26 protein-coding genes are annotated in these 26841 nt (G+C 70.5%); 8 read left to right on the plus strand and 18 right to left on the minus strand.

Features of this window, described 5'->3' with window-relative positions; genetic code table 11:
• The first annotated feature begins 145 nt into the window (after nucleotides 1–145).
• Entirely contained in the window at nucleotides 146–898 is a 753-nt protein-coding gene (locus FHU35_RS25110) for an MIP/aquaporin family protein (RefSeq protein ID WP_145744076.1), read from the plus strand.
• A gap of 17 nt (nucleotides 899–915) precedes the next feature.
• Entirely contained in the window at nucleotides 916–2418 is a 1503-nt protein-coding gene (glpK, locus tag FHU35_RS25115) for a glycerol kinase GlpK (RefSeq protein ID WP_145744079.1), read from the plus strand.
• Between the two features lie 109 nt (nucleotides 2419–2527).
• Here the strand turns inward: glpK and FHU35_RS25120 are convergent, their stop codons facing one another.
• The 3 genes from FHU35_RS25120 to FHU35_RS25130 all read right to left on the minus strand — a co-directional run bounded on the left by FHU35_RS25120 (nucleotide 2528) and on the right by FHU35_RS25130 (nucleotide 5738).
• Entirely contained in the window at nucleotides 2528–3718 is a 1191-nt protein-coding gene (locus tag FHU35_RS25120) for a macrolide family glycosyltransferase (RefSeq protein ID WP_145744081.1), read from the minus strand.
• Nucleotides 3719–3919: 201 nt separating this feature from the next.
• Complete coding sequence (locus FHU35_RS25125) at nucleotides 3920–4303, minus strand: thiol-disulfide oxidoreductase DCC family protein (RefSeq protein ID WP_145744083.1); 384 nt, start codon at nucleotides 4301–4303, stop codon at nucleotides 3920–3922.
• A 31-nt stretch (nucleotides 4304–4334) separates the two neighbouring features.
• A complete protein-coding gene (locus FHU35_RS25130; protein WP_145744085.1) occupies nucleotides 4335–5738 on the minus strand; it encodes an NAD(P)H-quinone dehydrogenase in 1404 nt (467 codons plus the stop codon).
• A 295-nt stretch (nucleotides 5739–6033) separates the two neighbouring features.
• On the opposite strand from FHU35_RS25130, the gene FHU35_RS25135 reads away from it, so the two are divergent.
• Nucleotides 6034–6504: a gamma-glutamylcyclotransferase family protein gene (locus tag FHU35_RS25135; RefSeq protein ID WP_145744087.1), complete on the plus strand. Its 471-nt coding sequence runs from the start codon at nucleotides 6034–6036 to the stop codon at nucleotides 6502–6504.
• On the opposite strand, the gene FHU35_RS25140 is transcribed toward FHU35_RS25135, so the two are convergent.
• The 13 genes from FHU35_RS25140 to mbhE all read right to left on the minus strand — a co-directional run bounded on the left by FHU35_RS25140 (nucleotide 6501) and on the right by mbhE (nucleotide 18853).
• On the minus strand, nucleotides 6501–7832 hold the full coding sequence (locus tag FHU35_RS25140; protein WP_145744089.1) for an FGGY-family carbohydrate kinase: 1332 nt from the start codon (nucleotides 7830–7832) through the stop codon (nucleotides 6501–6503). The genes FHU35_RS25135 and FHU35_RS25140 overlap by 4 nt on opposite strands.
• On the minus strand, nucleotides 7829–8530 hold the full coding sequence (locus FHU35_RS25145) for an HAD family hydrolase (protein WP_145744091.1): 702 nt from the start codon (nucleotides 8528–8530) through the stop codon (nucleotides 7829–7831). The genes FHU35_RS25140 and FHU35_RS25145 overlap by 4 nt, the downstream gene beginning before the upstream one ends.
• Nucleotides 8531–8642: 112 nt before the next feature.
• The gene (locus FHU35_RS25150; protein WP_246110563.1) at nucleotides 8643–9287 is read right to left on the minus strand and encodes a hypothetical protein; all 645 of its coding nucleotides are present in this window, start codon (nucleotides 9285–9287) and stop codon (nucleotides 8643–8645) included.
• 92 nt (nucleotides 9288–9379) lie between these two features.
• A complete protein-coding gene (locus tag FHU35_RS25155; RefSeq protein ID WP_145744649.1) occupies nucleotides 9380–10618 on the minus strand; it encodes a M20 family metallopeptidase in 1239 nt (412 codons plus the stop codon).
• 134 nt (nucleotides 10619–10752) lie between these two features.
• Nucleotides 10753–12012, minus strand: a complete 1260-nt coding sequence (locus FHU35_RS25160) for an amidohydrolase (RefSeq protein WP_145744093.1) — start codon at nucleotides 12010–12012, stop codon at nucleotides 10753–10755.
• A gap of 394 nt (nucleotides 12013–12406) precedes the next feature.
• The gene (locus FHU35_RS25165) at nucleotides 12407–12691 is read right to left on the minus strand and encodes a hypothetical protein (RefSeq protein WP_145744096.1); all 285 of its coding nucleotides are present in this window, start codon (nucleotides 12689–12691) and stop codon (nucleotides 12407–12409) included.
• A gap of 187 nt (nucleotides 12692–12878) precedes the next feature.
• Nucleotides 12879–13226: a monovalent cation/H(+) antiporter subunit G gene (gene mnhG / locus FHU35_RS25170; protein ID WP_145744098.1), complete on the minus strand. Its 348-nt coding sequence runs from the start codon at nucleotides 13224–13226 to the stop codon at nucleotides 12879–12881.
• Nucleotides 13223–13489, minus strand: a complete 267-nt coding sequence (locus FHU35_RS25175; protein ID WP_145744100.1) for a monovalent cation/H+ antiporter complex subunit F — start codon at nucleotides 13487–13489, stop codon at nucleotides 13223–13225. The genes mnhG and FHU35_RS25175 overlap by 4 nt, the downstream gene beginning before the upstream one ends.
• Nucleotides 13486–14034, minus strand: coding sequence for a Na+/H+ antiporter subunit E (locus tag FHU35_RS25180; protein WP_246110564.1), 549 nt, complete (start codon nucleotides 14032–14034; stop codon nucleotides 13486–13488). Before FHU35_RS25180 ends, FHU35_RS25175 begins: the two co-directional genes overlap by 4 nt.
• Entirely contained in the window at nucleotides 14027–15562 is a 1536-nt protein-coding gene (locus FHU35_RS25185; RefSeq protein WP_145744102.1) for a Na+/H+ antiporter subunit D, read from the minus strand. Before FHU35_RS25185 ends, FHU35_RS25180 begins: the two co-directional genes overlap by 8 nt.
• Nucleotides 15559–15990, minus strand: a complete 432-nt coding sequence (locus FHU35_RS25190) for a Na(+)/H(+) antiporter subunit C (RefSeq protein ID WP_145744104.1) — start codon at nucleotides 15988–15990, stop codon at nucleotides 15559–15561. The genes FHU35_RS25185 and FHU35_RS25190 overlap by 4 nt, the downstream gene beginning before the upstream one ends.
• Nucleotides 15987–16430, minus strand: coding sequence for an MnhB domain-containing protein (locus tag FHU35_RS25195; protein ID WP_246110565.1), 444 nt, complete (start codon nucleotides 16428–16430; stop codon nucleotides 15987–15989). Before FHU35_RS25195 ends, FHU35_RS25190 begins: the two co-directional genes overlap by 4 nt.
• A 95-nt stretch (nucleotides 16431–16525) precedes the next feature.
• Entirely contained in the window at nucleotides 16526–18853 is a 2328-nt protein-coding gene (gene mbhE, locus FHU35_RS25200) for a hydrogen gas-evolving membrane-bound hydrogenase subunit E (RefSeq protein WP_246110566.1), read from the minus strand.
• A gap of 382 nt (nucleotides 18854–19235) precedes the next feature.
• Here mbhE and FHU35_RS25205 point away from each other — a divergent pair, with 382 nt between their 5' ends.
• From FHU35_RS25205 to FHU35_RS25225, 5 genes are all read left to right on the plus strand, one after another.
• A complete protein-coding gene (locus FHU35_RS25205; RefSeq protein WP_145744106.1) occupies nucleotides 19236–20930 on the plus strand; it encodes a serine/threonine-protein kinase in 1695 nt (564 codons plus the stop codon).
• A 390-nt stretch (nucleotides 20931–21320) separates the two neighbouring features.
• Nucleotides 21321–22130 carry a purine-nucleoside phosphorylase gene (locus FHU35_RS25210; RefSeq protein WP_145744108.1) on the plus strand — a complete coding sequence of 270 codons (810 nt, stop codon included), beginning with the start codon at nucleotides 21321–21323 and terminating at the stop codon, nucleotides 22128–22130.
• Complete coding sequence (locus tag FHU35_RS25215) at nucleotides 22127–23749, plus strand: phospho-sugar mutase (protein ID WP_145744110.1); 1623 nt, start codon at nucleotides 22127–22129, stop codon at nucleotides 23747–23749. The genes FHU35_RS25210 and FHU35_RS25215 overlap by 4 nt, the downstream gene beginning before the upstream one ends.
• Nucleotides 23750–24202 carry a flavodoxin family protein gene (locus tag FHU35_RS25220; protein ID WP_145744112.1) on the plus strand — a complete coding sequence of 151 codons (453 nt, stop codon included), beginning with the start codon at nucleotides 23750–23752 and terminating at the stop codon, nucleotides 24200–24202.
• Between the two features lie 251 nt (nucleotides 24203–24453).
• Nucleotides 24454–24789, plus strand: coding sequence for a hypothetical protein (locus tag FHU35_RS25225; protein WP_145744114.1), 336 nt, complete (start codon nucleotides 24454–24456; stop codon nucleotides 24787–24789).
• 60 nt (nucleotides 24790–24849) lie between these two features.
• Here the strand turns inward: FHU35_RS25225 and FHU35_RS25230 are convergent, their stop codons facing one another.
• Both FHU35_RS25230 and upp read right to left on the minus strand, forming a co-directional pair.
• Nucleotides 24850–26019, minus strand: a complete 1170-nt coding sequence (locus FHU35_RS25230) for a glycosyltransferase family 2 protein (protein ID WP_246110567.1) — start codon at nucleotides 26017–26019, stop codon at nucleotides 24850–24852.
• 157 nt (nucleotides 26020–26176) lie between these two features.
• Nucleotides 26177–26800, minus strand: a complete 624-nt coding sequence (upp, locus tag FHU35_RS25235; RefSeq protein ID WP_145744116.1) for a uracil phosphoribosyltransferase — start codon at nucleotides 26798–26800, stop codon at nucleotides 26177–26179.
• Between the last annotated feature and the right edge of the window lie 41 nt (nucleotides 26801–26841).

Here is a 26841-nt window from a genome sequence, read left to right on the forward strand (position 1 = left end):
CGGTACAGACGAACGTGCTGCGCACGACTGGCGGCACTGATGGACACGTGTTGCCATGCGGCAGTACCGTCCCGACTCGCTCCATGTCGGACAGACACCGAAGACCCGCCTGTGCCAACGGCGGCATCACGAGGGGAACGGGAGAATGACCAGTCTTGGCGAGGTATTCCTCTGGGAGCTGCTCGGGACGGCGATACTGACCCTGATGGGTTGCGGCGTGGTCGCGAACGTGACCTTGAGCAGGAGCCTCGGAGTGGGCGGCGGCTGGCTGCTGGTGAACTTCGGCTGGGGCTTCGCGGTTTTCGCCGGTGCGAGCATCGCCGAACCTTCCGGGGCGCACATCAACCCCGCGGTCACCATCGGGCTCGCGATCTACGGGGACACCGCGTGGTCGCAGGTCCCGGTTTACATCATCGCGCAGATCATCGGCGCCACGCTGGGCGCGGTGCTGTGCTGGGCGGCCTACAAGTTGCAGTTCGACACGACGGAGGCTCCGGCCGACACCCGGGGGATCTTCTGCACCGGGCCGACCGTGCCGAACGCTCCGTGGAACATGATCACCGAGATCATCGGCACCTTCGTGCTGGTGTTCTGGATCATCACCAATCCGCCGGCCAGCCCGGGCGACACCGCCGGGGTGCCGGACTTCGGCAACGCCGCGCTCGGCTACGCCGCGGTCGCGTTCATCGTGATCGGCATCGGCAACTCGCTCGGCGGGCCGACCGGGTACGCCATCAACCCGGCACGCGACCTGGGGCCGCGCATCGCTTACGCGATCCTGCCCATCCGCGGCAAGGGCTCGGCGGAGTGGGGTTATTCGTGGGTCCCGATCGCGGGCCCGATCATCGGCGGCGTGCTGGCGGGCCTGCTCGCACTCGCCCTCCCCATCAGCAGCTGACAAGGAAGGTGTGAAAGATGGCTTCGTACGTCGCCGCCATCGACCAGGGAACGACTTCGTCGCGGTGCATGATCTTCGACCACTCAGGCAGGGTGGTCGCGGTCAACCAGAAGGAGCACCGCCAGCTGTTCCCGAAGGCCGGTTGGGTCGAGCACGACCCGCTCGAGATCTGGGACAACGTCCGCCAGGTGTGCGCCGGCGCTCTGGCCAGCGCCGACCTGGTCTCGTCCGACATCGCCGCCTGCGGCATCACCAACCAGCGCGAGACGACCGTGGTCTGGGACAAGGCCACCGGCAAGCCGGTCTACAACGCCATCGTCTGGCAGGACACCCGGACCGACGAGATCGTCAGCGAGCTCGGCGCGACGGAGGGGCAGAACCGCTTCCAGTCCAAGACCGGGCTGCCGCTGGCCACCTACTTCTCCGGGCCGAAGGTGAAGTGGATGCTCGACAACGTCGACGGCATCCGCGAGCGCGCCGAGAAGGGCGAGCTGCTGTTCGGCAACATGGACACCTGGGTGCTGTGGAACTGCACCGGCGGCCCGGACGGCGGCCTGCACGTCACCGACCCGACCAACGCCTCGCGCACGCTGCTGATGGACCTGGAGACCCTGCAGTGGGATCCGGAGATCTGCGCCGAGATCGGCATCCCGATGTCGATGCTGCCGGAGATCCGGTCCTCCTCGGAGGTCTACGGCCAGTTCCGCGAGCGCGGTGTGTTCGCCGGGATCCCGATCGCCGGCATCCTCGGCGACCAGCAGGCCGCCACCTTCGGTCAGGCCTGCCTGTCGCCCGGTGAAGCCAAGAACACCTACGGCACCGGCAACTTCGTGCTGCTCAACACGGGCACCGAGCGGGTCCTCAGCGACAACGGTCTGCTGACCACCGTCGGCTACAAGATCGGCACCAACGACACGGTCTACTGCCTCGAAGGCTCGATCGCGGTCACCGGCTCGCTGGTGCAGTGGATGCGGGACAACCTCGGCATGATCGGCAGCGCCCCGGAGATCGAGCAGGTCGCGCGGTCCGTGGACGACAACGGCGGCGCGTACTTCGTGCCCGCGTTCTCCGGTCTGTTCGCGCCGCACTGGCGCTCGGACGCCCGCGGCGCGATCGTCGGGCTCACCCGCTACGTCAACCGCGGCCACCTGGCCCGAGCGGTGCTGGAAGCCACGGCGTTCCAGACCCGCGAGGTCATCGAGGCCATGAACGCCGACTCCGGCGTTCCGCTGAAGTCGCTGAAGGTCGACGGCGGCATGGTCGTCAACGAGCTGCTGATGCAGTTCCAGGCCGACATCCTCGGCGTCCCGGTGATCCGGCCGGTGGTCAACGAGACCACCGCGCTCGGTGCCGCCTACGCGGCCGGTCTCGCCGTCGGGTTCTGGGGCAGCGAAGCCGACATCCGCAGCAACTGGGCCAAGGACAAGCAGTGGGACCCGTCGATGACCGACGAGGTCCGCGAGAAGCAGTACCGCGACTGGCAGAAGGCGGTCACCAAGACCTTCGACTGGGTCGAGTGATCTGAACCTGCCTCGAACGGCGGTCCGGCCCGCGCGGGTCGGACCGCCGTTCGCTTTCCACCGGATCTCCGCTGAGATCCCGCACAGCCGAAGCGGGTTCGGCAGCCGCTCAGGGTTCGAGGAAGGACTCGATCCTGGTGACGGCTCGGGCGAGCCCACCGGATTCCTCGATCTCGTGGCGCATCTCCGCCACGTGGCGCAGAATCCGCGGGTTCGAGGTGACCTCGGTGAGAGCGTCCCGCAGTTGTTCCGGGGTAGTGGTCCCGGAATCGATCTGCACCCCGAGACCGAGCTCCTCGATCCGCGCGGCGTTGGCGAACTGATCCGCGGCCTGCGGCGCCGCGATCAGCGGAACACCGTGGAACAGGCCCTCCATCACCCCGCCCATCCCAGCGTGGGTGAGGAACGCGCCGGCGTGCGAGAGCACCTGCAGCTGCGGGATCCACTGGTGGACCTCCACGTTGCCGGGCGCGTCGGCCAGCTCAGCCGGGTCGACGTCACGCCCGACCGCCAGCACGACGCGCCACTCCGTCCCGCCGAACGCGGCCACGCACCTGCGGTAGAAGTCGAGCCGGTCGTTGTAGGCCGACCCCAGCGAGACCACCACGACGGGCCGGTCGTCCGGCGGGCTCCAGGTGCCCTGGAACGCGCGCTCCGAGAACATCGGGCCGACGAATTCGAAGGATTCCTCGGCGTTCTCGCCGAAGTACTGGAACTTCCTCGGGATCGTCACGATGGCCCGCACCGGCATCCCGATGTCCTCGAAGGACAGGGCCACGCCCTGCTCCGCGAAGTACCGGTCGTAGCGGGACCGGACGGCCGCCTTCTCCGGCGTGTCCTCCTCCAGCCCGCCCAGCACCCGCTCGATGCCCTGGGAGTGCACGTGCGTCGGGGAGAGCTGGATGCGCGCGACCTGCCACTTCTCCGACAGGACGAGAGCGGGGAACGCGGCGACCTCGTAGACGATCAGGTCGGGCCGGTCGGACGCGAACGCCCGCTCGATCTGCGGCACCACGAGTTCGGTCTCGTCGAGGAACAGGTGCTGCGCCTCGACCTGGTCGTCGGGCCAATCCGGCCGCTGGGAACCCGAGGTGCCGGGCAGCAACGACTCGTAGCGGAGGATCTCCGCGCCGGTTTCGGCGACCTGCGGCACGAACTCGTCGGTGGTGGCGTAGCTGACGCGGTGGCCGCGGGCGACCAGCTCGGTGACCAGGCCGAGTCCGGGGTTGACGTGACCGTGAGCGGGGATGGACGCGAACAGGACGTACGCCCGCTGGACGTTCTGGGCTGATGTGGACATGGGTGATACAGCTCCTGATCAAGCCGCCCTCGTACCGGGCGGGAATGGTGGGGTGCCGCGCCGCGAGGAGCCGTGCTCCCGCGCGCGGTGAGGCCGCCGGAGGCGGACTTGATCAGAGGTAGAGCTGCCGTTGCACGTCCCCAGGCTAGCGGCGGCCTAGAGGCCGTGTCGCCCGATTTTTCCCGCGTGCGAGGCAGCGGCTCAGCTCGGGCGCTGGTCGGGCGGCAGTTGGCAGGCGGGGGTGGTGCCGGGGAGGCGGGAGCGGTTGTCGGCCACCCATCGGTAGGCGCGGGCCGCGAGGGTGCGCAGCAGCGGCGCCGACATGATCCAGCCGAACACCGGCCACGGGATGCGGCAGGACTTCAGGAGCTGCGCCACGGCCTCCGCCCCGCCGAAGACGCGGCCGGAGCGGTCGATCCAGAGCACCTCGTGGCGGGCCCGGCCCTCCGTGGTGCGCAGTGCGGCGAGATCGGCTTCCTGCCACGGGCGGACGCTCATGCTCACCGGCAGGCGCACGGCGAGCCGGACGCTGCGGGTGCAGAAGCCGCAGTCGCCGTCGTAGATCAGCACCGGGCGTTCGGTCATGCCGCCATCCTCCCCCGCCGGAGGCCCCGCGTCAGTCCAGGTCGTCGTGGCGCATCAGCAGGCGGCCGGCCTCGGTCAGCGAACCCGACAGCGACGGGTACACCGAGAAGGTGTTGGCCAGGTTGTCCACGGTCACCTGGTTCTGCACCGCGAGCGCGATCGGCAGGATCAGTTCGCTGGCGTTCGGCGAGACCACCACGCCGCCGACGACCACACCGGTCTGCGGGCGGCAGAAGACCTTGAGGAAACCGCGTCGCAGGCCTTCCATCTTGGCGCGCGGGTTGGTCGCCAGCGGCATCATCACGGTGCGCGCGGGGACCTCGCCGCTGTCGATGGCCTGCTGGCTGATGCCGACCGTGGCGATCTCGGGGTGGGTGAAGACGTTGGCGGCGACGGTCTTGAGCTTGATCGGCGTGACGCCCTCGCCCAGCGCGTGCCACATCGCGATGCGGCCCTGCATGCCCGCCACCGACGCCAGCAGCAGCAAGCCGGTGCAGTCACCGGCCGCGTAGATGCCGGGGGCCCCGGTCCTGGAGACCCGGTCGACCTCGACGTAGCCGCCCCGGCCCGGTTCGATGCCGACCTTCTCCAGGCCGATGCCGTCCGTGTTGGGCACCGATCCCACGGTCATCAGGGCGTGGCTGGCCTCGACCGTGCGGCCGTCGGCGAGGTGGATGACCACGCCCTTCTCGGTGCGCTCGACCGACTCGGCGCGGGCGTGCTTGACGACCTCGGTACCGCGTTCGGCGAACACCTCTTCGAGCACGGCCGCGGCGTCGGCGTCCTCGTGCGGCAGCACGCGGTCGCGGCTGGAGATCATGGTGACCTTGACGCCCATCTCGGTGTAGGCGGAGGCGAACTCCACACCGGTGACACCGGAGCCGATGACGGCCAGGTGCTCGGGCAGGTCCGGCAGGTCGAAGAGCTGCCGCCAGGTCAGGATGCGCTCGCCGTCGGGCTCGGCGCCCTTGAGGATGCGCGGTGTGGCACCGGTGGCGATCAGCACGACGTCGGCGGTGAGCTCTTCGTAGTTGCCATCGGCTCGATCGACGCCGATCTGGTGCACCGCCATGCCCGGGGTCGGGTCGGTGAAGCGCGCGCGACCGGGCACGATCTTGACGCCTTCGCGGCGAACGCGGGAGCGGATGTCGGCCGACTGCGCGAGGGCCAGGCCCTTGACCCGGCCGTGCACCACGGCGACCTCGACGTCGGCTTCGTGCGAGGAGGGGCGGATGCCGAGCTCCTCGGCGTCGCGGAAGGAGGACCGCGCGCCGGCGGAGGCGATGAAGGTCTTCGAGGGGACGCAGTCGTAGAGCACGCAGGCCCCGCCGAGGCCTTCCGGCTCGACGAGCGTGACGTCCGCTCCGTTGGAAGCGGCGACCAAGGCCGCCTCGTAGCCCGCCGGGCCGCCACCCATGATCACGATGCGGGTCACTTCGCGCTCCTCCTGAGTCCACCTGGCCGATGGGCACCCGGTAGCCGATGGTCACCGTTTACACCGATGGGCGCCGAGCTCACGGTACGCCGCGAAGACTCCGGGCAAACCGGGTGGTACCGCCCAGGATGAGTGATCGTGGCGAATGCCACTCCACCCCGTCGACACCGTCTGTGATCGTCACCGCTGCGCAAGCGCTCGGTCCCCCCGCCCGAACTCCGGGCGAGCCAAGAAACCCACATTCGTGCCCCGGTCCGGTCCGCTTTTCGGCCGTGGAATCGCTACCCTGTGGGGCGTGCCTTTGTACGCCGCGTACGGATCCAACATGGATCCGGCCCAGATGTTGCAGCGCGCCCCGCATTCCCCCATGGCGGGAGCCGGCTGGCTGATGGACTGGCGGCTGACCTTCGGCGGCGAGGACTACGGCTGGGAAGGCGCCCTCGCCACGATCGTCGAGCAGCCCGGTTCGCAGGTCTTCACGGTGCTCTACGACGTGAGCCCGGAAGACGAGAAGAACCTGGACAACTGGGAGGGCGCCGAGCTCGGGATGCACAAGAAGCTGCGGCTGATGGTGCAGACCCTCGACGGTTCCGCCCTGGCGTGGATGTACGTGCTCGACGCCTACGAGGGCGGGCTGCCCTCGGCGCGCTACCTCGGTGTGATGGCCGACGCGGCGGAGGCCGCCGGAGCACCCGAGGACTACGTGGAGAAGCTGCGGAAACGCCCCTGCCACAACGTCGGTCCGGGTTCTTCGCGCGAGCTCTAGAGCCACCCGCGGGCGCGCAGCTCCGCCGTGAACCGCTCGTAACCGGAGTGGAGACGGCCCACTTCGGACTGGTCCGGTTCGAGGAGCTCCCCAGTCGGCACCATCGCCGCCGCGGCCGTGCTGAGGTCGGGGTGCAGCGAACCGGTGGCCGCCAGCAGGGCTGCGCCCAGCGCGGTCCCCGCGCCGAGCACGCGCAGCACCGGCCGGTCCAGGACCGAGGCGCGGATCCGGCACCACTCCTCGCTGCGAGCTCCGCCGCCCGCGGTGCGCACCGGTCCCTCGGCCACCGCGCCCAAGGTGGCCAGGCGTTCCAGCGCGAGACGTTCGCAGAAGGCGACCCCCTCCAGCTTGGCCCGGTGCCCGTCGACGCGATCCCGCGGTGAACCCACCCGGAACGCTTCAGCGTCGGGCGCTGGGAACGGGAATCGTTCCCCCCGCCCGCGAAGCGGGTAGTCGAGCACGCTCGCGGGACCCCGCGCGAGGGCCGCGGCGTCCAGTTCGGACAGCTCCTCCGGGTCCACATCGGACAGCGCGGAACCACCGATGTTGGCGGCACCGCCCGGCAACCACCGGCCGTCGGGGTGCAGGTGGCTGTAGACGACTCCGGTCGGGTCGTGCACGAGCTTCTCGGAAACCCCCTTGAGCACGAGGGTCGTGCCGAGCACGGTGACGAACTGCCCCGGATCGACGGCTCCGGAGGCGAGCTGCCCAGCACAGCCGTCGGTCATTCCCGCGCGGACCTCGCAACCCACCGGCAGACCGGTCAGCGCGGCGGCCTCGCGCCCCACGCGACCGAGCACGGCGGTAGGGCGCTCGACCTCCGGCAGCAGGCTGGTGGGCGCTTCGAAGGCCCACTCGCCCGCCACCGGGTCGTAACCGCTCTTGAGCGCGTGGCTGGTGTCGGTGGCGACGGGATGGCCGACGAGCCGCTGCGCGATCACCTCGGGTGTGTGGCAGATCTGCTCCGCGTCCGGCGGGAGGTTCTCCGCGAGCCAGGCGACCCGGCGACGGCGGTCGTCGTACATCAGCGCCGGTCCGACGGGCTCGCCCCGGACGTCGACCGCGACGACCGTCCCGGAGGTCGCCGAGATCGCCAGCGCGGTGATCGCGCTGCTGCGCGGACCCAGAGCAGCCGTGCTCTCGGCCAGGCAGTCGCGCGCGGCAGGCCACCACGAGGTCGCGTCCTGCTCCGATCGCCCGTCCGGTGACCGCACCGGACCCGGCAGCGACCGGGAGGCGTGCGCCAGCAGCTCGCCCGCCGCGTCGTGGACCTGCACCCGGACGTGGGCCGTGGCCACGTCCACGCCGACGACGAGATCGCCCGTCACGAGGACAGCTTCTCCAGAGCACCGGGCAGTTCGGCGAGCGAGTGCACCGCGAGGTCCGGTTCGGCGAGCTGCTCCGGGGTCGGCGCCGGCGGCGCTTCGCCGCGCAGCACCCACACGGTGCGCAGGCCGATCCGCTGGGCTCCGCGCACGTCGGTGTCGAGCCGGTTCCCGACGTGCACCGCGCGGGACGGTGGCACTCCGGCTTCGTCGAGCGCGTGCTGGAAGATCCGCGGATCGGGCTTCTCGGCACCGACGGTCTCGGAGATCGCCCAGACGTCGATGTGCTCGGCGACGCCGTCGCGGCGCAAGGCGTCGACGACGACGGCGCGCTGGTTGGCCACGACCGCGATCCGGAACCGTTCGCGGAGCTGGCGCAGAGCGGGCAGCACGTCCTCGTAGAGGGCGTCAGGCGGGTACTCCCAGTACTGCTCGGCCAGGTCGGACAGCCGCTGCCGGTCTTGCACGGTGAGGAACCGCTGGGCCACTGCGGTGCGCAGCGAGCCGCCCTGGGCCTGCCTGCGCTCGTCGTAGAGGTGCAGGAACTCGGTCTCGTCGAACTCGCGCCCGTCCTCCGCCGTGAGCTGGCGGGTGGCGCGCAGCAGCGCGTCCCGGTAGGCGACGTCGTCGTAGACGGGACCGCCCACGTCGAGCAGCACGAGTTCGATCGGTTCGGCTCCGGTTGCGGGGTCGGCCGCCACGTCCGGTCCTTTCGTTCGCGGTCCACCGGGACCGGGGTGTCACCCTTCGCCCCCAAAATAACATCGAGAGCGACAGAGTTAACAGCATTCAATGTGATATTTACCAGTGCGTTCATGGTGTGGCTCCGGCGAACGCGTCCCCGGGCCTGACCCACGCCAGCTCCAGCAGCGCCAACGCCTTCCTGGTGCCACGCCTGTCCCGGCGGCGGCGCAACCGCTCCCCGATCAGCGCGCGCAAGTGCTCGGCACCCGCGCCCAGGCGGGACAGGGCCCGTTCCAGGCAGTCCAGCGCGGAGCGCTGCGGGCCCGTGCACAGCACGTCGGCGAGCGCCACGTCCAACGCCTGGACGCGGAGCCCGTCGAGCTCGATGACGTCGGTCTCCCGGAACCAGGCGTGGTGCACCACCAGATCGCCGTGCGAGCGCAGCTCGCGGTCGTAGGGCACGGTCACGTGCACGGCGTCCTCGACCGGACCGCAGCCGTGCATGGCCACGGCGGTCGGCCCGGAGATCACCCCGTGATCGCCGGCGCGCAGCAGCGCGGCGGCGGCTCTGGTCATCGGATCGCGGAACAGCGCGGCCGGGAGCACCACGCCGGGCCAGGGCTGGACCCACTCTCCGGACTCCAGACCCTCGGCGAGCTCGGCGTCGCCGAGCAGCCGTTCGGCCTCGGCACGCGGCAGCGCGCCGTACCAGGGCTGCGGGCTCCGAGAGGCAGGTGCGGGCAGGAACTGCGGGCAGTTGATTTTCGTCCCCATGCCCGTAAAGAGGCGCGAACCCCGCCCGCAGATACGTTCCGCGCCGGATACACCTCGATCAGGCGAAGATCCGGCGCGGAATCAGCCGTCCGTCAGCTCCGCAGGCTCAGCAGCGCGGTGTGGACCATGGTCCGCACCCCGACCAGCAGCGCCCGCTCGTCGAGCGTGAAGGTCGGCTGGTGCAGGTCCTTGATCCGCCCGCTGCCCGAGTGCACGCCCAGGCGCGCGAAGGAGCCCGGCACGTGCTCGAGGTACCAGCCGAAGTCCTCGCCGCCCGAGGACTGCGGGGTGTCGGCGTGCGCCCGCTCGCCCAGCGCGGCGGTGATCCCGGTGCGCATCAGCTCGGTGCTCTCCCGCTCGTTGACCACCGGCGGCACACCGCGGCGGTGCTGCAGGTCGAAACCGACCCCCAGCGGCGAGAGCAGGCTGCCCGCCAGCTCGTGGACGAGCGGTTCGAGCTTCGCCCAGGTGTCCCGGTCGGCCGTGCGCAGCGTGCCGGTAAGCACGCCGTCCTGCGGGATGGCGTTGGGAGCCTCGCCCGCGTGCACCGCTCCCCAGGTCAGCACGGTCCCGGTGCGCGGATCCACGCGGCGGGACAGCAGGCCGGGCAGGCCGGTGATCACGCTCCCCAGCGCGTGCACCAGGTCGGCGGTCAGGTGCGGCCGCGAGGTGTGCCCGCCCGGCGAGGTCAGGCGCAGTTCGAGCAGGTCGGTGGCGGAGGTGATCGGCCCGACGCGGGTGCCGACGCTGCCTGCGGGCAGGCGCGGGTCGCAGTGCAACCCGAAGATCCGGTCGACGTCGTCGAGCGCACCGCTGGCCAGCACGTCGAGCGCACCGCCCGGCATGACCTCCTCAGCGGGCTGGAAGATCATCCGCACCCGTCCCGGCAGGTCGGGAGCGGTCGCCAGCGCCATGGCGGCGCCGAGCGCGACGGTGGTGTGCGCGTCGTGGCCGCACGCGTGCGCGGCACCATCCACTGTGGATGAGTAGGGCAGGCCGGTGGCCTCGGTCAGCGGCAGCGCGTCGATGTCGGCGCGCAGCGCGATCGTCGGCCCGGCAGACGTCCCCTCGATGTCGCAGGTCAGGCCGGTTCCGGTGGGCAGCATCCGGGGCGTCAGGCCGGCCCGGCCGAGCTCGTCGACGAGGAACGCGGTGGTCCGGTGCTCGGCCCGGGAGAGCTCCGGGTGGGCGTGGAGGTGACGGCGCCAGGCGATCACGCGATGCGAGTTCGCGCTGAGCCAGGCGTCCAGCCAGGACGGTCCGCGACCCGCACCGAGGTCGGGCACGACGGACTCCACACTGGATTCGAAGTCGGAATCCATGCCCGCCATCGTGCTTTCGGTCGCGCCGATCGGCTCGTCAGCCACCAGCGTCGCCTGGCCGACGGCCCACTCCTCGGCCGTCACCGCCGAACCGTCACGGTTCGGGAACTGACCCGGGTCCGGGCCACGAGAATCCACCACGGTCACGCCACGCCTCCCGACGTGCAGAACTGTTCGGTCGAACCTTGTCCAACGCGGTCGGCGACACCGGCGAGCAGCCGTTCGCGCTGCGGGCCGTCGAGCACGGCCGCCAGCGCGGTCCAGGCCATCGCCACCGCCCCGTCGAGGACCGCCCGGTCCGCCGAGGGAGTGGCGCAGGCCGCGGCGAACTCCGCCTGGTGGTTGACCGCGTCTCCGCATTCCACCGCGATCATCGGATGGATCGCGGGCAAGGCCCTGGTCACGTTGCCCATGTCGGTGCTGCCGATGACCCGGCCCTGCTCAGTGCTCCGATCGAGCGGTTCACGCCCGAGATCGGTGATGGCGCGGCGGTACGCCTCCGACAACCACTGGTCGCAGGCGAGCTCCGCGTAGACCGGGGAGATCTGCACGATCTGGTGCGAACACCCGGTCGCCGTCGCGCCCGCCTCGAAGCAGGCCCGGATGCGGTTCTCCAGGCACTGCAGAGAGCGCGCTTCGGCAGCACGCAGGTTGTAGACCGCCGCGGTGCGCGCGGGCACGATGTTCGGCGCCGCGCCACCCTCCGTGACGATACCGTGCACCATCTGCTGCGGCTCGAGGTGCTGCCGCAGGAGCCCGATGGCCACCTGCGCGACGGTGAGGGCGTCGGCCGCGTTGAGGCCGAGCTCGGGCGCGGCCGCGGCGTGGGCGGCGCGCCCGGTGTAGCGGACCTCCAGGTCGGTGATGGCCAGCGAGCTCGGCAGGCAGATGTCCTCCGGCCCCGGATGCACCATCATCGCCAGCGCCACGTCGTCGAAGAGGCCCTCCTCCAGCATCAGGACCTTCCCGCCGCCGGTCTCCTCGGCGGGAGTGCCGAGCAACCGGACCGTCAGGCCCGCCTCGTCGGCGACGTCGGCCAGGGCGAGGGCGGCGCCGACGGCGGAGGCCGCGATGACGTTGTGCCCGCAGGCGTGCCCCACCTGCGGCAGCGCGTCGTACTCGGCGCAGATGCCGACGACGAGGTCGCCGCTGCCGCACTCGCCGACGAGCGCGGTGTCGAGGTCGGCGACCGGTTGCCGGAGGGTGAAGCCGTGGTCCGCGAGGAGCGCGGCGACCTTGGCGGCGCTGCGGTGCTCGGCGAAAGCCGTTTCCGGCTCGGCGTGGATGCTGCGGGACAACCCGGTCAGCGCCGCCTCGTTCCTGCGCACGGCGTCGCGGCAGCGGTCGCGCAGCGCGGCATGACCCACGGTTGAGGTCCGGTCTTCGGGCGGGGTGGTACGCATGTGCGTTCATCCTGCACCAGCCCGATCAGCCTCGCGTTGCGAGCGGGCCGCGCGGAGACCACCGGTAGGACTGCTGCGCCGAACGGGTGGCGGGACTTCGGCTGAGCAGAAAAAGGGGAATTCACGTTTATCCCCCGCTGCCGCACAATTCCCGGACCGAGCACGGGATTGTCAGGTGCGCAACGGGAGTGGGGTGTGGGCCGGCACCGGTCGGGGGGCTTCCCGGCGCCGACCCACGTCTCAGTGGGCTGCTCACCCAAATCGCGCGGAATGACTCCGCACGTGCGATCAGGAGTGAAAATCCCACAGCTTCGCCGTCAGGTCTAGTCCATAGCGGAAATTGACGGCAAAGAACCGGTGAAAACCGACTCGGTGGTCTGTTCTATTGGATAACCTACTTCTTCTTCTCGAAGAAGAGCAGCGACTTCTTGCGCGCCTTGCGGGAAAGGAGCACGAGTCCGATCAGCACCACACCCGCGACCCCCATCGCGACGCGCTGATTGCGCTCGGCGTTCGTCTCGCGCTCGGCCTCGGGAGCCTCCGGCGTCTGCTGCTGGGCGACCACCGCGACCTCCGCCGCGCTCGCGTGAGCCGTCACCGGGCTCGCCACCGCCGTCGGTGTGAACAGCAGGGATAACGCGATCGCGAACCCCGCGAGCAGGCGGCCGATCCGCCACATGATGGCCCCACATCCTTCGCGTCGCGCCGGAGAACGAACTACCTCCGGGCCGTCGTTCAGCGACCCCGCTCGGGGGTCACCCGTTCCGGTCGAAGTCGATCATATCGAACACCTGTCGCTCGACAGAACAGTCGACCTCGGGCAGTCAGGACAGTCCAGGATCGACCGTCGACCGACAACCGCCGGTTCAGCGAACTCCGGGCTCACGATCGATTCGGTCACCGAGCTCATCGATGATCAGCGTTTCCCGATCGACACTTCCGGTGCGATACGCGGCGCGGCCCACGAGTTGGGCGAGAACCGGTGCGGTGAGCGTTTGGAACAGTCCAACGAGGATCAACCCGGTCGCGTAGGCCAGCTCCAACTGCACGCCGGTGCCGATCAGGATCAAGATCAGGCCCAGCGTCTGCGGCTTGGTCGCGGCCTGGAGCCTGGCGGTGACGTCCGGGAAGGTCAGCAGCCCGATCGCGCCGAAGAGGCAGGACAGGGCGCCACCGATCAGGCAGATCGCGGAGAGAACGTCCGTCCAGCTCATCGGTACGGCTCCTTCTTCTCGATCAACTTCGCGGTGCTGATCGACCCGATGAACGCCAGCAGCGCGAAAGCGGCCAGCAGCGCGATGTTCGACCCGTCCTGCTGCAGGCCCATGCCCACGCAGGTGCCCGCCACGATCAGGGTCACCAGCACGTCGACCGACACGATCCGGTCCAACGTGGACCGGCCGAGCAGCAAGCGGACCACCACGAGCAGGCCCGCCACGGCCAGCAGCACGAACGTCACGGCGAAGACCCAGATCACTCCGCACCACCCCTGACCAGTTCTCGCTGTCCGGTGGAACCGACGGCGTCGACCACCAGCCGCTCCAGGAACCGCATCTCGCGGCGCACCGAGTCCTCCTCACCGGGCCGCAGGCCCAGCGCGTAGACGTAGCAGGTGCGGTTGGCGCGGTCGATCTGCAGCACGAACTTGCCCGGCGCGAGGGACACCCCGCTGGCCACGATCGCGATCAGGTGGTCCGAGTCGACGTTCAGCGTGGCGGCCACGATGCCCGCCTTGGCGTCGCCGCGGTGGCTCACGGCCTGCCACGCCACCCGAACCGTGGAGATCACCAGGTCCCAGGCCAGGTAGGCCACCAGCCGGGCCGCGGGCAGGGGGCGCAGCACCATGCCGGTGCGCAGCATCGGGACCGGGAACAGCAGCGTCACCAGCAGCGACACGACCACGCCGAAGAACAGCGTGCCCGCGTCGAACTTGCCCCACAGCAGCACCCACACCGCCGTCAGCCAGATGACCAGCGGGATCCGGCGCACCAGCCGCTTGTGACGCGGCATCCGATCACCCACCGGAACCACCTCCCAGCACCGCGGTCTTGTAGGTCTGGCCGTCCATGAGGTCGTCGGCCGCGCGGCCCGCGACCTCGCCCAGCGGGCCTGCGACCAGCGCGATCACCAGGCTGGACACGACCAGCACCCCGGTGGCGGCGAGCATCGGCTTGCTGGAGCTGGCGGTGCCGACCACCAGCTCATCGGTGGGATCCGGGTCCGGCGCGGGCGCCTTCACCTGCCCCCAGAACACCCGGGTCCACACCCGCGCCATCGCGTAGAGGCTCAGCAGGCTGGTCAGCACCATGCCCGCGGTCACCGCGAACGCAGCGGTGCTGCCGCTGGAGATGCCCGCCTGCAGCAGCGCGAGCTTGGCGACGAAGCCGGAGAACGGGGGCACGCCCGCCAGGCTCAGCGCGGGCAGCGCGAACAGCACCGCGATCAGCGGCGTCGTCTTGGCCATGCCGCCCATCCTGGTCAGCGCCACGGTGCCGCTGTGCCGCGTGATCAAACCGCTGACCAGGAACAGCGTTGCCTGAACGGTGATGTGGTGGACGACGTAGAGGATCACGCCGGTCAATCCGACGACGTCGTAGACGCCCAGGCCGAACAGCATGTAGCCGATGTGGCTGACCAGCAGGAACGACAGCAGCCGGTTGAGGTCGTTCTGCGCGAGAGCGCCCAGCGCGCCGACGATCATGGTGATCAGCGCGATGCCGAGCATCAGGTTCCAGCTCTCCGAGTGCGAGAACACCAGGGTCTGGGTGCGGATCAGCGCGTAGATGCCGACCTTGGTCAGCAGTCCCGCGAAGACCGCCGTGACCGGCGCGGGCGCGGTGGGATAGCTGTCCGGGAGCCAGAAGTGCAGCGGCACCATCGCGGCCTTCACCCCGAACACGATCACCACGAGCAGCGCCAGCGCGATCTGCAGGCCCCGCGGCAGCCCGGCGACCTTGGTCCCCAGGTCGGCGAGGTTGACCGTGCCCGTCGAGGCGTAGACCAGCGCGATCATGGTGATGAACAGCAGCGACGAGGCGAGGCTGACGATCGTGTAGGTCATGCCCGCGCGGATCCGGGTGGAGGTCGTGCGCCGGGTGATCAGCACGTACGACGAGCTGAGCATGATCTCGAAGGCGACGAACAGGTTGAACAGGTCGCCGGTGAGGTACGCCAGCGACACGCCCGCGCACAGCATCAGGTACATCGGGTGGAACGTGGTGCTGGAACGTTCCCGGCCGTAGTCGGTGATGCGCTGCCCGATCGAGTAGATCAGCACGGCGAACGTCACGACCGAGGAGACGACCAGCAGCAACGACGAGAGCCGGTCCGCGATCAGCGTGATGCCGAACGGCGCGGGCCACGCGCCCATCTGCAGCACGACGGGACCGCTCTGGTCGGAGACGTAGAGCAGCGCCGCGGCGTCCACGATGATCACGCCCAGGACCAGCAGGCCCAGGAACCGCTGCAGGTCGGCGAACCGGCCGAGGGCCAGCGAGAGCCCGGCGGCGGCCAGCGGGAGCAGGACGGGCAGGGCGACCAGGACCGTCACTGCGCCGCCTCCTTCGCCGGTTCGTCCTCTACCGAGTCGTCGTCATCCGCATCCTCATCGGCCTCCAGCCGCTTCTCCAGCCGCTGGATCCGGCGGTCCTCCACGTCGTCGCGGACCTCGTCGTGCCCGAGCAGCGTCCAGGACCGGTAGGCCAGCGCCAGCAGGAACGTGGTGAGCGCGAAGGTGATCACGATGGCGGTCAGCGCCATGGCCTGCGGCAGCGGATCGGTCATCTCCTCCGGACGTGCGAGGGAGAGCATCGGGGGCCTGCCCGGCGGGCCACCGGCGATCTGCAGCAGCAGGTTGGAACCGTGCCCGAGGACGACGATGCCCAGCAGGATCCGCATCAGGGAGCGCTGCATGAGCAGGTAGAAGCCCACCGAGTAGAGGACCGCGATGACGACCGCCACGGTCAGGTTGATGGTCATCGCTGCCCCCTCGCCGCGGCCTCGGCGTCGGCCTCGATGCCCGAGCCGAGGGTGCGCAGCAGGTCCAGCACGACGCCCACGATCAGCAGGAACACGCCGGTGTCGAGGATGACGCTGCTGACGAACTTGATCTCGCCGAGCAGCGGCACGGTGAACTTGTAGATCGCGGTCTCCAACAGCTCACCGCCGAACATCAGCGGCAGGAACGCCGAGGCGCACGCGATGGTCAGGCCGAGGCCGATCAGCACCGGCGGTCGCATCGACAGCACGGAGCTGTCGTCCATCCGGCCACCGGCGAGGTGGCGCAGCAGGAACGCCTGACCGGCGACCAGGCCGCCGGAGAACCCGCCGCCCGCGCGGTCATGACCGGCGAACAGCAGGTAGATCGACAGCACCAGCACGGTCGGGAACACGATGCGCGCGACCAGCTCCAGCAGCACGGAGCGCGATTGGCCTTCCCGGCGGAAACCGGACAGCAGCCAGCGCTCGGTCGGCGTGTCCCAGCTCGTCCACGGCGGCGGCTTTGGCGAGGGACTCAGTTGCGCACCTCCTTCTGCTGCGTCTGGACGCGCCGGCGGCGTTCGTGCCGGGACGCCAGGATCAGGCTGGCCACACCGGTCGCGGCCACCGCGAGCACCGCGATCTCGCCGACGGTGTCGAAGGCCCGGAAGTCCACGATGATCGCGTTGACGACGTTGGTGGCCCCGGCGCCCTTCTCGGAGTGGGCCATGAAGTACTCGCTGACCTCGAGCGGTGCCTGGCGCGCGGAGCTGAACGCGATCGCCGCGAGCGAGACGAACAGCCCGGCCGCGGTGGCGATGATCGCCTTGGGGATCCGGATGGCCTTGGAGGAGTCGGCCTGGGAGAAGCGCTCCGGGAGCCTGCGCAGCACGAACACGAACGCCACGACGGTCAGGGTCTCGACCAGGAACTGGGCGAGCGCGAGGTCGGGCGCACCGTCCACGATGAACAACCCGCCGATGCCGTAGCCGATGACGCCGACCAGCAGCACCGCGGTGAGCCTGCGGTGCGCCCGCAGCACGGCCAGCGCGGCGACCACCACGCCCAGGGCCAGCGGCAGCTGCATCAGGTTGTCGTAGGCGCGCAGGTCGTCGGGCACGGTGAGCTGGATCAGCAGGGCCGATCCGGGGATGGCCACGACGGTGACCAGGATGATGCCGAGGTAGGTGGGCAGCGAACCCACCTGCAGCCGCGCGGTGACAGCGACCGCGACGCGCTCCAGCAACGCCATGATCCGCTCGTAGCCGCGCTGGGCGTTGAGCGGCTTGGGGAGCCGGTTGCGCCACGCGGTCAGCGGGGTGCGCACCCGGTGCAGCACCAGACCGCCGGCGACGGCGAGCACCGAGAGCGCCAGCGGGATGTTCAGGCCGTGCCACAGCGCCAGTTCGGCCGGCTTGCCGACCGACTCGTAGGACTGCGCGTAGCCGTCGGCCAGCTCGTTGGCGATCGGGTAGGCGATGCCCAGCACGAGTCCGCCCAGCGCGGGAAGTCCGGCGGGGATCAGGGCCTGGAGGTCGGCGGGCTTGACCGGCGGCGGGACGACGCCCGGCTTGGTCCCGAAGGCCCCGAACCACATGCGCAGGCTGTAGGCGACGGTGAGCATCGACCCGATCACCAGGAAGACGTCGACCACGATGCCCTGGGGACCGGCCAGGAACGCGCCGAACGCGGCTTCCTTGCCGAGGAAGCCGAGCATCGGCGGCAGGCCCGCCATCGAGGCCGCGGCCAGCGCGGCGATCACCGCGAGCCACGGTTGGCGGGCGCCGAGACCGGTGAGCTTGCGGATGTCGCGGGTGCCGGCCTGGTGGTCGATCATGCCGACGACCAGGAACAGGGTGGCCTTGAACAGGCCGTGCGCGAGCAGCATGGTGGCCCCGGCCAGCGCGGCGTCGTGGCTGCCCGCGCCGAAGAGCACCATCAGGAACCCCAGCTGGCTGACCGTGCCGTAGGCCAGCAGCCGCTTCAGGTCGTGCTCGTGGAGGGCGCGCCAGCCGCCGAAGAGCATGGTGGCCAGCCCGAGCACGACGGCCGGGTAGCGCCACTGGGGCACCGCGTCGAAGATCGGCCCGAGCCGGGCGACCAGGAAGACGCCGGCTTTGACCATCGAGGCCGCGTGCAGGTAAGCGCTGATCGGGGTGGGAGCGACCATCGCGGCGGGAAGCCAGTTGTGGAAGGGCAGCTGCGCCGACTTGGTGAGCCCGCCGACCAGGATCAGCATCGCGGCGACCGCGGTGGCCGTGCCGGTCGGCGGGTTCTCGACGAGCTCGGAGATCCGGTAGGTGCCCGCGGACTCGCCCAGCACGACGAAGCCGAGCAGCATCACCAGGCCGCCGAGGCTGGTGATCATCAGCGCCTGCAGCGCGGACCGGCGCGACTCGCGGCTGATGCCCGCCTGCCCGACCAGCAGGAACGAGCAGATGGTGGTCAGTTCCCAGAAGACGTAGACGGTGGTGAGGTCGTCAGCGACGACGAGGCCGAGCATGGCTCCGGCGAAGCCCAGCAGCAGCGGGGCGGAACGACGCGCGTCACCGCGGCCGCGGGCGAAGTAGGCGTCGGCGTAGATCAGCACCAGCACGCCGAGCCCGCAGACCAGGATGGTCATGACCAGGGCGAGCGCGTCGAGGCGGAAGCCGAAGCTCAGGCCGAGCAGCGGGACCCACTGCACGGTTTCGGTCATCGTCTCGCCCGCCAGCACCTGCGGGGTGCGGGCGAGCAGCCAGACGGCGGCCGCAGCGGGCGGGACCGCGGCGATCAGGAAGGCGGCGCGGGTGTTGCGCCGGGCGACCAGCGGCAGGAGGACGGCCACCAACAGGTGCGCGATGACGAAGCCGAACAAAGGCACCTCCTCCACGCCGCTGTTGTCAGGGCGGCCGGACCCGACCGATCATTCGCCACGCGCGCAGTCCTCGCACCGCGACGCGATCTCGGGCGCGTCGCGGATGTCCGGAAGGTCCGACCGCCCGACAAGTTATCTGGCGTCACGGGTCTCGCGCCAATACCGGCCCTCGGAGCGTCCGCGCCGTTGGGCGGCGGTTTTTCGTTGCGCCGAAATGACGTTCGCCTTAGAAACGGTGCCCCACCGCGACTTTGCGAGTGGGATTCTTCACGTGCCGTAACGCCCTGTCCCGACCTGGGCGATCTCCCTGGTGCCGGTGCGGCGTAGCTGGGGTTTCGAGGTCTTTTGGACCCGTTCGGGCCCGGCTGTCGGGCCGAAGGTGGAAGATGTGGCAGTGCCCACCGAGAACCAGAACACCCTCGCCGGCATCGGCCGGCTGATCGCCGACCGGTACCGCCTGGAGCGCAAGCTGGGCGGCGGCGCGATGGGCACCGTGTGGTACGGCACCGACGAACTGCTGCATCGCCCGGTGGCCGTGAAGCAGGTCAAGCTCGCGCCCGGCATGCCGGAGGAAGAGGCGGCCGAGCTGCGCGAACGCGCGCTGCGCGAGGCCCGCGCCATCGCGGTGCTGTCCCACCCGAACGTGGTGACGCTCTACGACGTCGCACGCGAGCAGGACGAGCCGTTCGTGGTGATGGAGCTCGTCCCGTCGCAGAGCCTGGCGGCGATCCTCGACGACCACGGCGCGCTCAACGACGACCAGCTCGCGGTGATCGCGGACGGCGTGGCGGCCGGTTTGGACGCCGCGCACCGGGCCGGGATCGTGCACCGCGACGTCAAACCCGGCAACGTGCTGATCGGCGACGACGGCAGGCTGAAGGTCAGCGACTTCGGGATCTCCCGCAACATCGCCGAGCACACGCTCACCAACACCGGGATCCTGCTGGGAACCCCCGCCTACATCGCGCCCGAGGTCGCCGCGGGTGAAGCGGTCACCGCCGCCGCGGACCTGTGGGGCTTGGGCGCGACGCTGTTCGCCGCCGCGGAGGGCCGTCCGCCCTACGACGTCGGCGACGACCCGCTCGCGACGGTCACCGAGGTGGTCCGCGGGCCGGTCCCGGTGCTGCACCGACCGGGCGCGGTGGGCGACGTGATCCGGGCGCTGATGGTCAAGGACCCGGCGCAGCGGATGCCGCTGACCGAGGCGCGGCGCCGGTTGCAGCACCTGCTCCCGGAACCGGGCGCCCGGCCGTTCGCGATGCTGCTGGACCCCGAAGCGCCGACGGTCCGGGTCCGGCAGCGGGTTCTGCAGAACACCTCGCAGGAGCAGTCCCCGGCCCCACCCGCACCGCAGCAGTCCGGTCCGGCCCCGCTGGCGGCCGACCCCGGTCCACCGCCGTTCACGCTGCACGACCCGCCGAAGAAGCGGCGGCGTCCGCTGCGGGCGGTGGCGCTGGTGATGGCCGGGCTGGTGCTGTTCGCCGCGGCGCTGGCCGGGTCGTTCGCCGCGACCCGCGTGCTGGCGGGCGAACCGCTGCTGCCCGGCCAGAACTCACCGTCCACCTCGGACCCGTCCCCGGTGCTGCCCGCGCTGGCTCAGCGCAGCGAGGACGCGAAGCACTCGAACGCACCGAACGGCGGCGAGTTCGCGATCATGGCTCCAGCCGGGTGGCGGACGTTCCACAGCGAGCGCAACGACATCGCGAACAACTCGGTCGTGGCGTTCGTGTCCGAGGACGGCTCCAGCGAGGTCGCGGTTCAGCGCTACGGCGAGTACTTCTCCGGGAGCAAGACGCTGGACAGCTACGAGGCGCAGCTCGCGCAGGCCATCGGCGGTCCGGCCGCCGACGTGCGCGTCGACGGCTTCCGCACGGTCGGCGACACCCGCAGGGTCGACTACACGACCACGGTCCAGCAGCTGCTCGCCTCTCCGGCCGACCAGATCGAGCGACGCACGACCGCGGCCCTGAAGAAGGTCGGCGACGACCTCTGGATCGTCCGGGTGACCACCACTCCGGAGCAGCGGGCCAAGGCCGAAACCCTCATGGAACAGATCCTCCCCACCTTCACCCCGAACAGCTGAAGCCCGGATTCCGGCCGCCGACCACCGGACACCGAGCCACTGGACAATTCCCAGTTTTAGTCATAACTGAGCCATGATCATGTCCGAAATGTCGGCTCAGTTTGGACTAAAACTGGGAACTGGTGAGGCGGGTGCCGTTGTCTTCAGGTGTGGGACTCAGCCCGCACCGCCGCGGGTTCTCACACGTCGCCTGGCGAGTACGCCGCGACGCCGATGTCCACCCTGGGGTAAGCGGAAGACAAAAGGAGTGGCGCACGGAGTCCAGGCGGCGTGTGAGGTTCCGCTACGCGCACCGCCAAGCAAAGCGATACCGCAAGAACCCATAAAACTGGGACCTGGTGGGGCGGACGACCACGCGTCGAAAAAGCGGAGAGACTAAGCTGCCCGGCCGTGACCGCTACGAACACTTCCGATCCGTCCGCCATCGCCCACGAGGCCGCGGCGAAGCTCGCCGAGCTCACCGGCTCCGACAGCCACGACCTGGCCGTCGTCCTCGGTTCCGGCTGGCAACCCGCCGCCGATGAGATCGGCACGCCGGACACCGAGATCGGCATGGACGAGCTGCCGGGCTTCGCCAAACCCGGCGCCGTCGGCCACACCGGGAAGATGCGCTCGGTGCGGGTGGGCGACAAGCGCGTGCTGATCGTCCTCGGCCGCACCCACATGTACGAGGGCCACGGCATCGTGAAGGTCGCGCACGGCGTGCGGACGGCCGTCGCCGCGGGCTGCCGGACGGTGATGCTGACCAACGCGGCCGGCGGCATCCGCGAGGGCATGCAGGTCGGGCAACCGGTGCTGATCAGCGATCACATCAACATGACCGCGCTCTCGCCGCTGGTGGGCGCGAACTTCGTGGACCTGACCGACCTCTACTCCCCCCGGCTGCGAGAGCTGGCGCGCGGCATCGATTCCTCCCTCGAGGAAGGTGTCTACGCGGGGCTCCCCGGCCCGCACTTCGAGACGCCGGCGGAGATCCGGATGCTGCGCACGCTGGGCGTGGAACTCGTCGGCATGTCCACCGTCCTGGAGGCGATCACCGCACGTTCGCTGGGCGCCGAGGTGTTCGGCCTGTCGCTGGTGACGAACCTCGCGGCCGGGCTGAGCGGTCAGCCGTTGAACCACGAGGAGGTTCTGGAGGCGGGCCGCGTCTCCGCTTCGCGGATGGGCCGCTTGCTGCGGTCGTTGCTGGAGGCGGCGTGACCCATCCGGATGTCCGGGCGGCCGCGGAGCAGTGGATCGCCGACGACGTCGACTCCCGCGCTCAGGACGAGCTGAGGGGCCTTCTCGACTCGCCCGAGCTGGCCGACCGGATGTCCGGCATGCCGCGCTTCGGCACGGCCGGGTTGCGCGCCCCGGTTCGGGCGGGCGCCAACGGCATGAACCGCGCCGTCGTCGTGCGCACCACCGCCGGGGTCGCGAGCTGGCTGGTGCAGCAGGGCCTCGGCGGCGGAACCGTGGTCGTGGGCCGCGACGCGCGGCACGGCTCGGAGGACTTCGCCGAGGACGCCGCGAGCGTGCTGGTGGCAGCGGGTTTCGACGTCCGGATGCTGCCCGAACCGCTGCCGACGCCGGTGGTCGCGCACGCGACGCGGGCGCTGGAGGCGGTCGCGGGCATCCAGATCACCGCCTCGCACAACCCGCCGCAGGACAACGGCTACAAGCTCTACCTGGGCGGCGGGATCCAGCTGGTCGGCCCAGCGGACACCGAGATCGAGGCGGCGATCGCCAAGACTCCCGCGTCGAAGTCGGTGTCGCGCAAGCAGAACTGGACCCCGCTCGAATCCGGGTTGGACGACTACTTGGCGCGGGTGTCGGCGTTGCCGCGCGGCGGGGACCGCGAGGTCCGGGTGGCGGCGACGGCGTTGCACGGCGTCGGCGCGAAGGTGCTGCGAAGGGCGTTGCACGGCGCTGGTTTCGACGACGTGCACTTCGTGTCCTCGCAGTCCGAACCTGATCCCGACTTCCCGACCGTGGGCTTCCCGAACCCGGAGGAGCCCGGGGCGACGGACGAGCTGCTGCAGCTGGCGGAGGACATCAACGCGGATCTGGCGGTCGCGCTGGACCCCGACGCCGACCGGTGCGCGCTGGGCGTGCGCGAGGGCGGCACCTGGCGGATGCTGCGCGGCGACGAGACCGGCGTGCTGCTCGCCTGGCACCTCCTGTCCACCTTGGACGAAGCGACGCCCGACCCGCTGGTCGCCACGACGATCGTCTCCTCCAGCATGCTGCGCTCGATAGCGGCCGAGTTCGGGGTCCGCTACGCCGAGACGCTGACCGGCTTCAAGTGGCTGGTGCGCGCGGGCGACGGCGAGGGGACGGGGCTGGTGTACGCCTACGAGGAGGCGCTCGGGCACAGCGTCGACCCGGACCGGGTCCGCGACAAGGACGGGATCTCGGCGGCGGTGCTGGCTTGCGACCTGACCGCAAGCCTGCTGGCGTCGGGCGATCAGCTGCTGGATCTGCTCGACGAGCTGTCGACCGAGCACGGCGTCCACCAGACGGGCCAGGTGTCGGTCCGCGTGACGGATCTGGCGGTGATCCCGCGGATCATGCAGCGGCTGCGCGAGGATCCGCCGCAGGAGCTGGCGGGCTCGGCCACCGAGACGCGGGACCTGCTGCCGGACACCGACGCGCTGGTGATCACCGGTGCGGGCGGGCTGCGCGTGGTGATCCGCCCGTCGGGGACCGAACCCAAGCTCAAGTGCTACCTGCAAGTGGTCGAGCAGGTCGGCGAGCTGCCGCTGGCAGAGGCCAAGCAGCGCGCGGCGGACCGGCTCGTGGAACTGACCGGGGCCGTGACGTCCCTGGTGGAGGAGTAGATGTCCAAGCTGCTGATCGTGCACCACACGCCGTCCCCCGGGATGCAGGCGATGTTCGAGCAGGTGGTGGCCGGTGCGACGACGGACGAGATCGAGGGCGTCGAGGTGGTGCGCCGGCCGGCGCTCAGCGCCACGGCCTCCGACGTGCTCGACGCCGACGGCTACCTGCTGGGGACTCCCGCCAACCTGGGCTACATCTCAGGTGCTCTGAAGCACTTCTTCGACACGGTCTACTACCCGTGCCTGGACGCCACGTCCGGCCGGCCGTTCGGCTACTACCTGCACGGCAACGAGGGCGTCGAGGGCGCTCAGCGCGCGATCTCCTCGATCACCACGGGACTGGGCTGGCAGCAGGCCGCCGAACCGGCGATCGTCCTGGGCACGCCGGAGCGCTCCGACCTGGATTCCTGCTGGGAGCTGGGCGCGACGGTCGCGGCGGGGCTGATGTCGTAGGGTGGTCCCGAGACCACCCAGTTGATCTTGGTCCGGGTGTCTCGAGTAACCTGATCGTGTCGTCGGGGCGCGTCCCCCGGCGGCGGCGGGGCGCCCCAGACAGAGCCCGCCTTCCCTCATCACGTGCGATGTTCGGGGCGCCCCGCACCTTCGCTCATCGTAATCGGCGGCCACCCGTTCGTTGTGGGCTCCGAGGAATCCGCAGGCCCCTCCAGCAGCATTTCCCGGGCCGAACGCGTTACCCTGCGACAGTGAGTGAGGAAACGATCCGACTCGAACTCGATGACTCCGGCGTCTCCGTGGATCTCCCCAAGCCCTCTGGTCCTCACGACCAGGTACAGGGCGTTCCCTACCGGCCGGTCGAGTTCCGTGACGACGACCTACCGGCGGCTTTGGAACGTTCCGCCAAGTGGCTTCGCGAGGCCCAGAACTGGCTAGGCGAACCGATCGATGTGATCGCAGTTCATCTGGATTACGACGATCGAGACGGCGCCCCGTACTACGACCTGAAGCTGATGTGCAACGAGGAGGACCTGGCAGGCGCACCCATCGCGATGCGCAGACTGCAAAGCGGCCCAGTCGGCTGACCCGCTGAAGATCCTTCTCGACGTCCTGGCCCGGCCGGCCCACCCGGCCGGGCCGCTCTTCTAGAACGTCGAACGCCGGCCTTTCCACTGGTCACGCCCTCGATGAGCGCGGAACGCGCCGTCGAGCAGGAGAACGCCGAACAGCGTCCCGCTGACCGGAGCCAGCAGCGCCAGCTCCGGGTTCGACCGCATGAACCGGGCGGTCCCCGCGTGAGCCGCGGTCTGCGCAGCGCAGCCGACGAGTCCGACCGCGGTCAGCACCGGCCTCCGCCCGCGCCCCACCAGCACCGACAGCGGTGCGGCGAGCGACATCGCGATCTGGCCCACCCCGATGGCGGCCAGCAGCGGTGCCGACCCCTTGGTTCCCGCGACGAAGCTCTTGCGGAACGACGCCCAGCCCTGCCCGAAGGGGTCCATCCCGCTCGTGCGCAGGTGATCGAGGCCGTCGACGGTGCGCGTGGTGCCGCCGTGATCGCGCACCGCGGTGGCCAGGGCGACGTCCTCGTTGCGGACCGCGGCGAACGCGGCCCACCCTCCGACCTTCTCGAAGTGCGATCGGCGCACCAGGATGCAGTGACCGATCGCGAAGGCCTTGCGACCCCGCCCGTCGGGCGAGGCGTTCTCGCCGATCAGCTGGAGCCCTGGCGGCATCAGCAGCGGCCAGGTGGCCGAGCGGCCCGGTGGTGGGCCGCCCGGGGTGGAGACGAGGTCGGCGTCGATGGAGTCGGCGGTGGCCAGCAGGCGTGCGAGCAGGTCCGGCGCGGCGACGGTGTCGGCGTCGAGGAACAGCAGCCACTCCCCGGCCTCCGGTGGACCGGCCGCCTCCACGCCGACGTGCATCGCGTGCACCTTGCCGCCCCAGCCCTGCGGCGGCGAGTCCACCCTGACCGGCACGACGCGAGGGTCGCGGCGGGCGAACTCGCGCGCGATCTCGCCGGTCCCGTCGGTGGACCCGTCGTCCACGACGACCACCCTGAGCAGCGCTTCGTTCTCGGATCCGTGCGTCTGCGACACGATCGAGCGCAGGCAGTCGGCGAGCACGCCGGCTTCGTCGCGGGCCGGGACGACCACGGTGACCTGGGGTGGGGCGAGGGACCCGGTCCGGGATTCGCGCAGCGCGGCGATGGTGCGCGTCTGGCGGATGGTGCGCGCGCTGCGGATCAGCACGCCGGCGGCGACCGCACCGAGCACCACCGACCAGCGGTTCGTGTGTCTTCGCGGTGAAACCACGAACTCAGCGTGCCACGAACAGGACAAACGGGCGCTGATCAAACGCCCTAATTGGTGCTGAACTTCGCGTTGCGACCGAACCCCGCACCGGTTTCGGAGCGGGTGAGGGACGCGCGCATCAGGGACGACGCGCGATCCCAGGAGGCGGAGCGCCGCCTCAGACGGCCCCGTACTCGCGGTCCCCCGCGTCGCCGAGACCGGGAACGATGAAGCCGGATTCGTTGAGGCGTTCGTCGATGCTCGCGGTCACCACGCTCACCGGCAGTCCGGATTCCTCCAGCCGCCGGACGCCCTCGGGCGCGGCGAGCGTGCAGATGGCGGTGACGTCGGTGGCGCCGCGCTCGACCAGCAGCTCGATGGTGTGCACCATCGAACCACCCGTGGCCAGCATCGGGTCCAGCACCAGGACCGGGATGCCGGTCAGGTCGGCGGGGAGCGATTCGAGGTAGGGCGTGGGCAGCAGCGTCTCCTCGTCGCGGGCGAGCCCGACGAAGCCCATCTGCGCTTCCGGGATCAGCCGGTGCGCCTGGTCGGCCATGCCCAGCCCGGCGCGCAGCACCGGGACCAGCAGCGGCGGGTTGCCGATCCGGTAGCCGGTGGTCCTGGCGACCGGCGTGTGGATGGGTTCCTCCGCCAGCTCGGCGTCCCGCATCGCCTCGTAGATGAGCATGAGCGTGAGCTCCTGCAAGGCGGCCCGGAACGCGGCGCTGTTGGTGCGCGCATCGCGCATCGTCGACAACCGCGACTTCGCCAGGGGGTGGTCCACGACCCGAACGTTCATGACCGACAACAGTAACGGCCGATTTCCACCCCCGAGGTACC

The sequence above is a fragment of the Saccharopolyspora dendranthemae genome, from assembly GCF_007829955.1.
GTDB lineage: Bacteria > Actinomycetota > Actinomycetes > Mycobacteriales > Pseudonocardiaceae > Saccharopolyspora > Saccharopolyspora dendranthemae.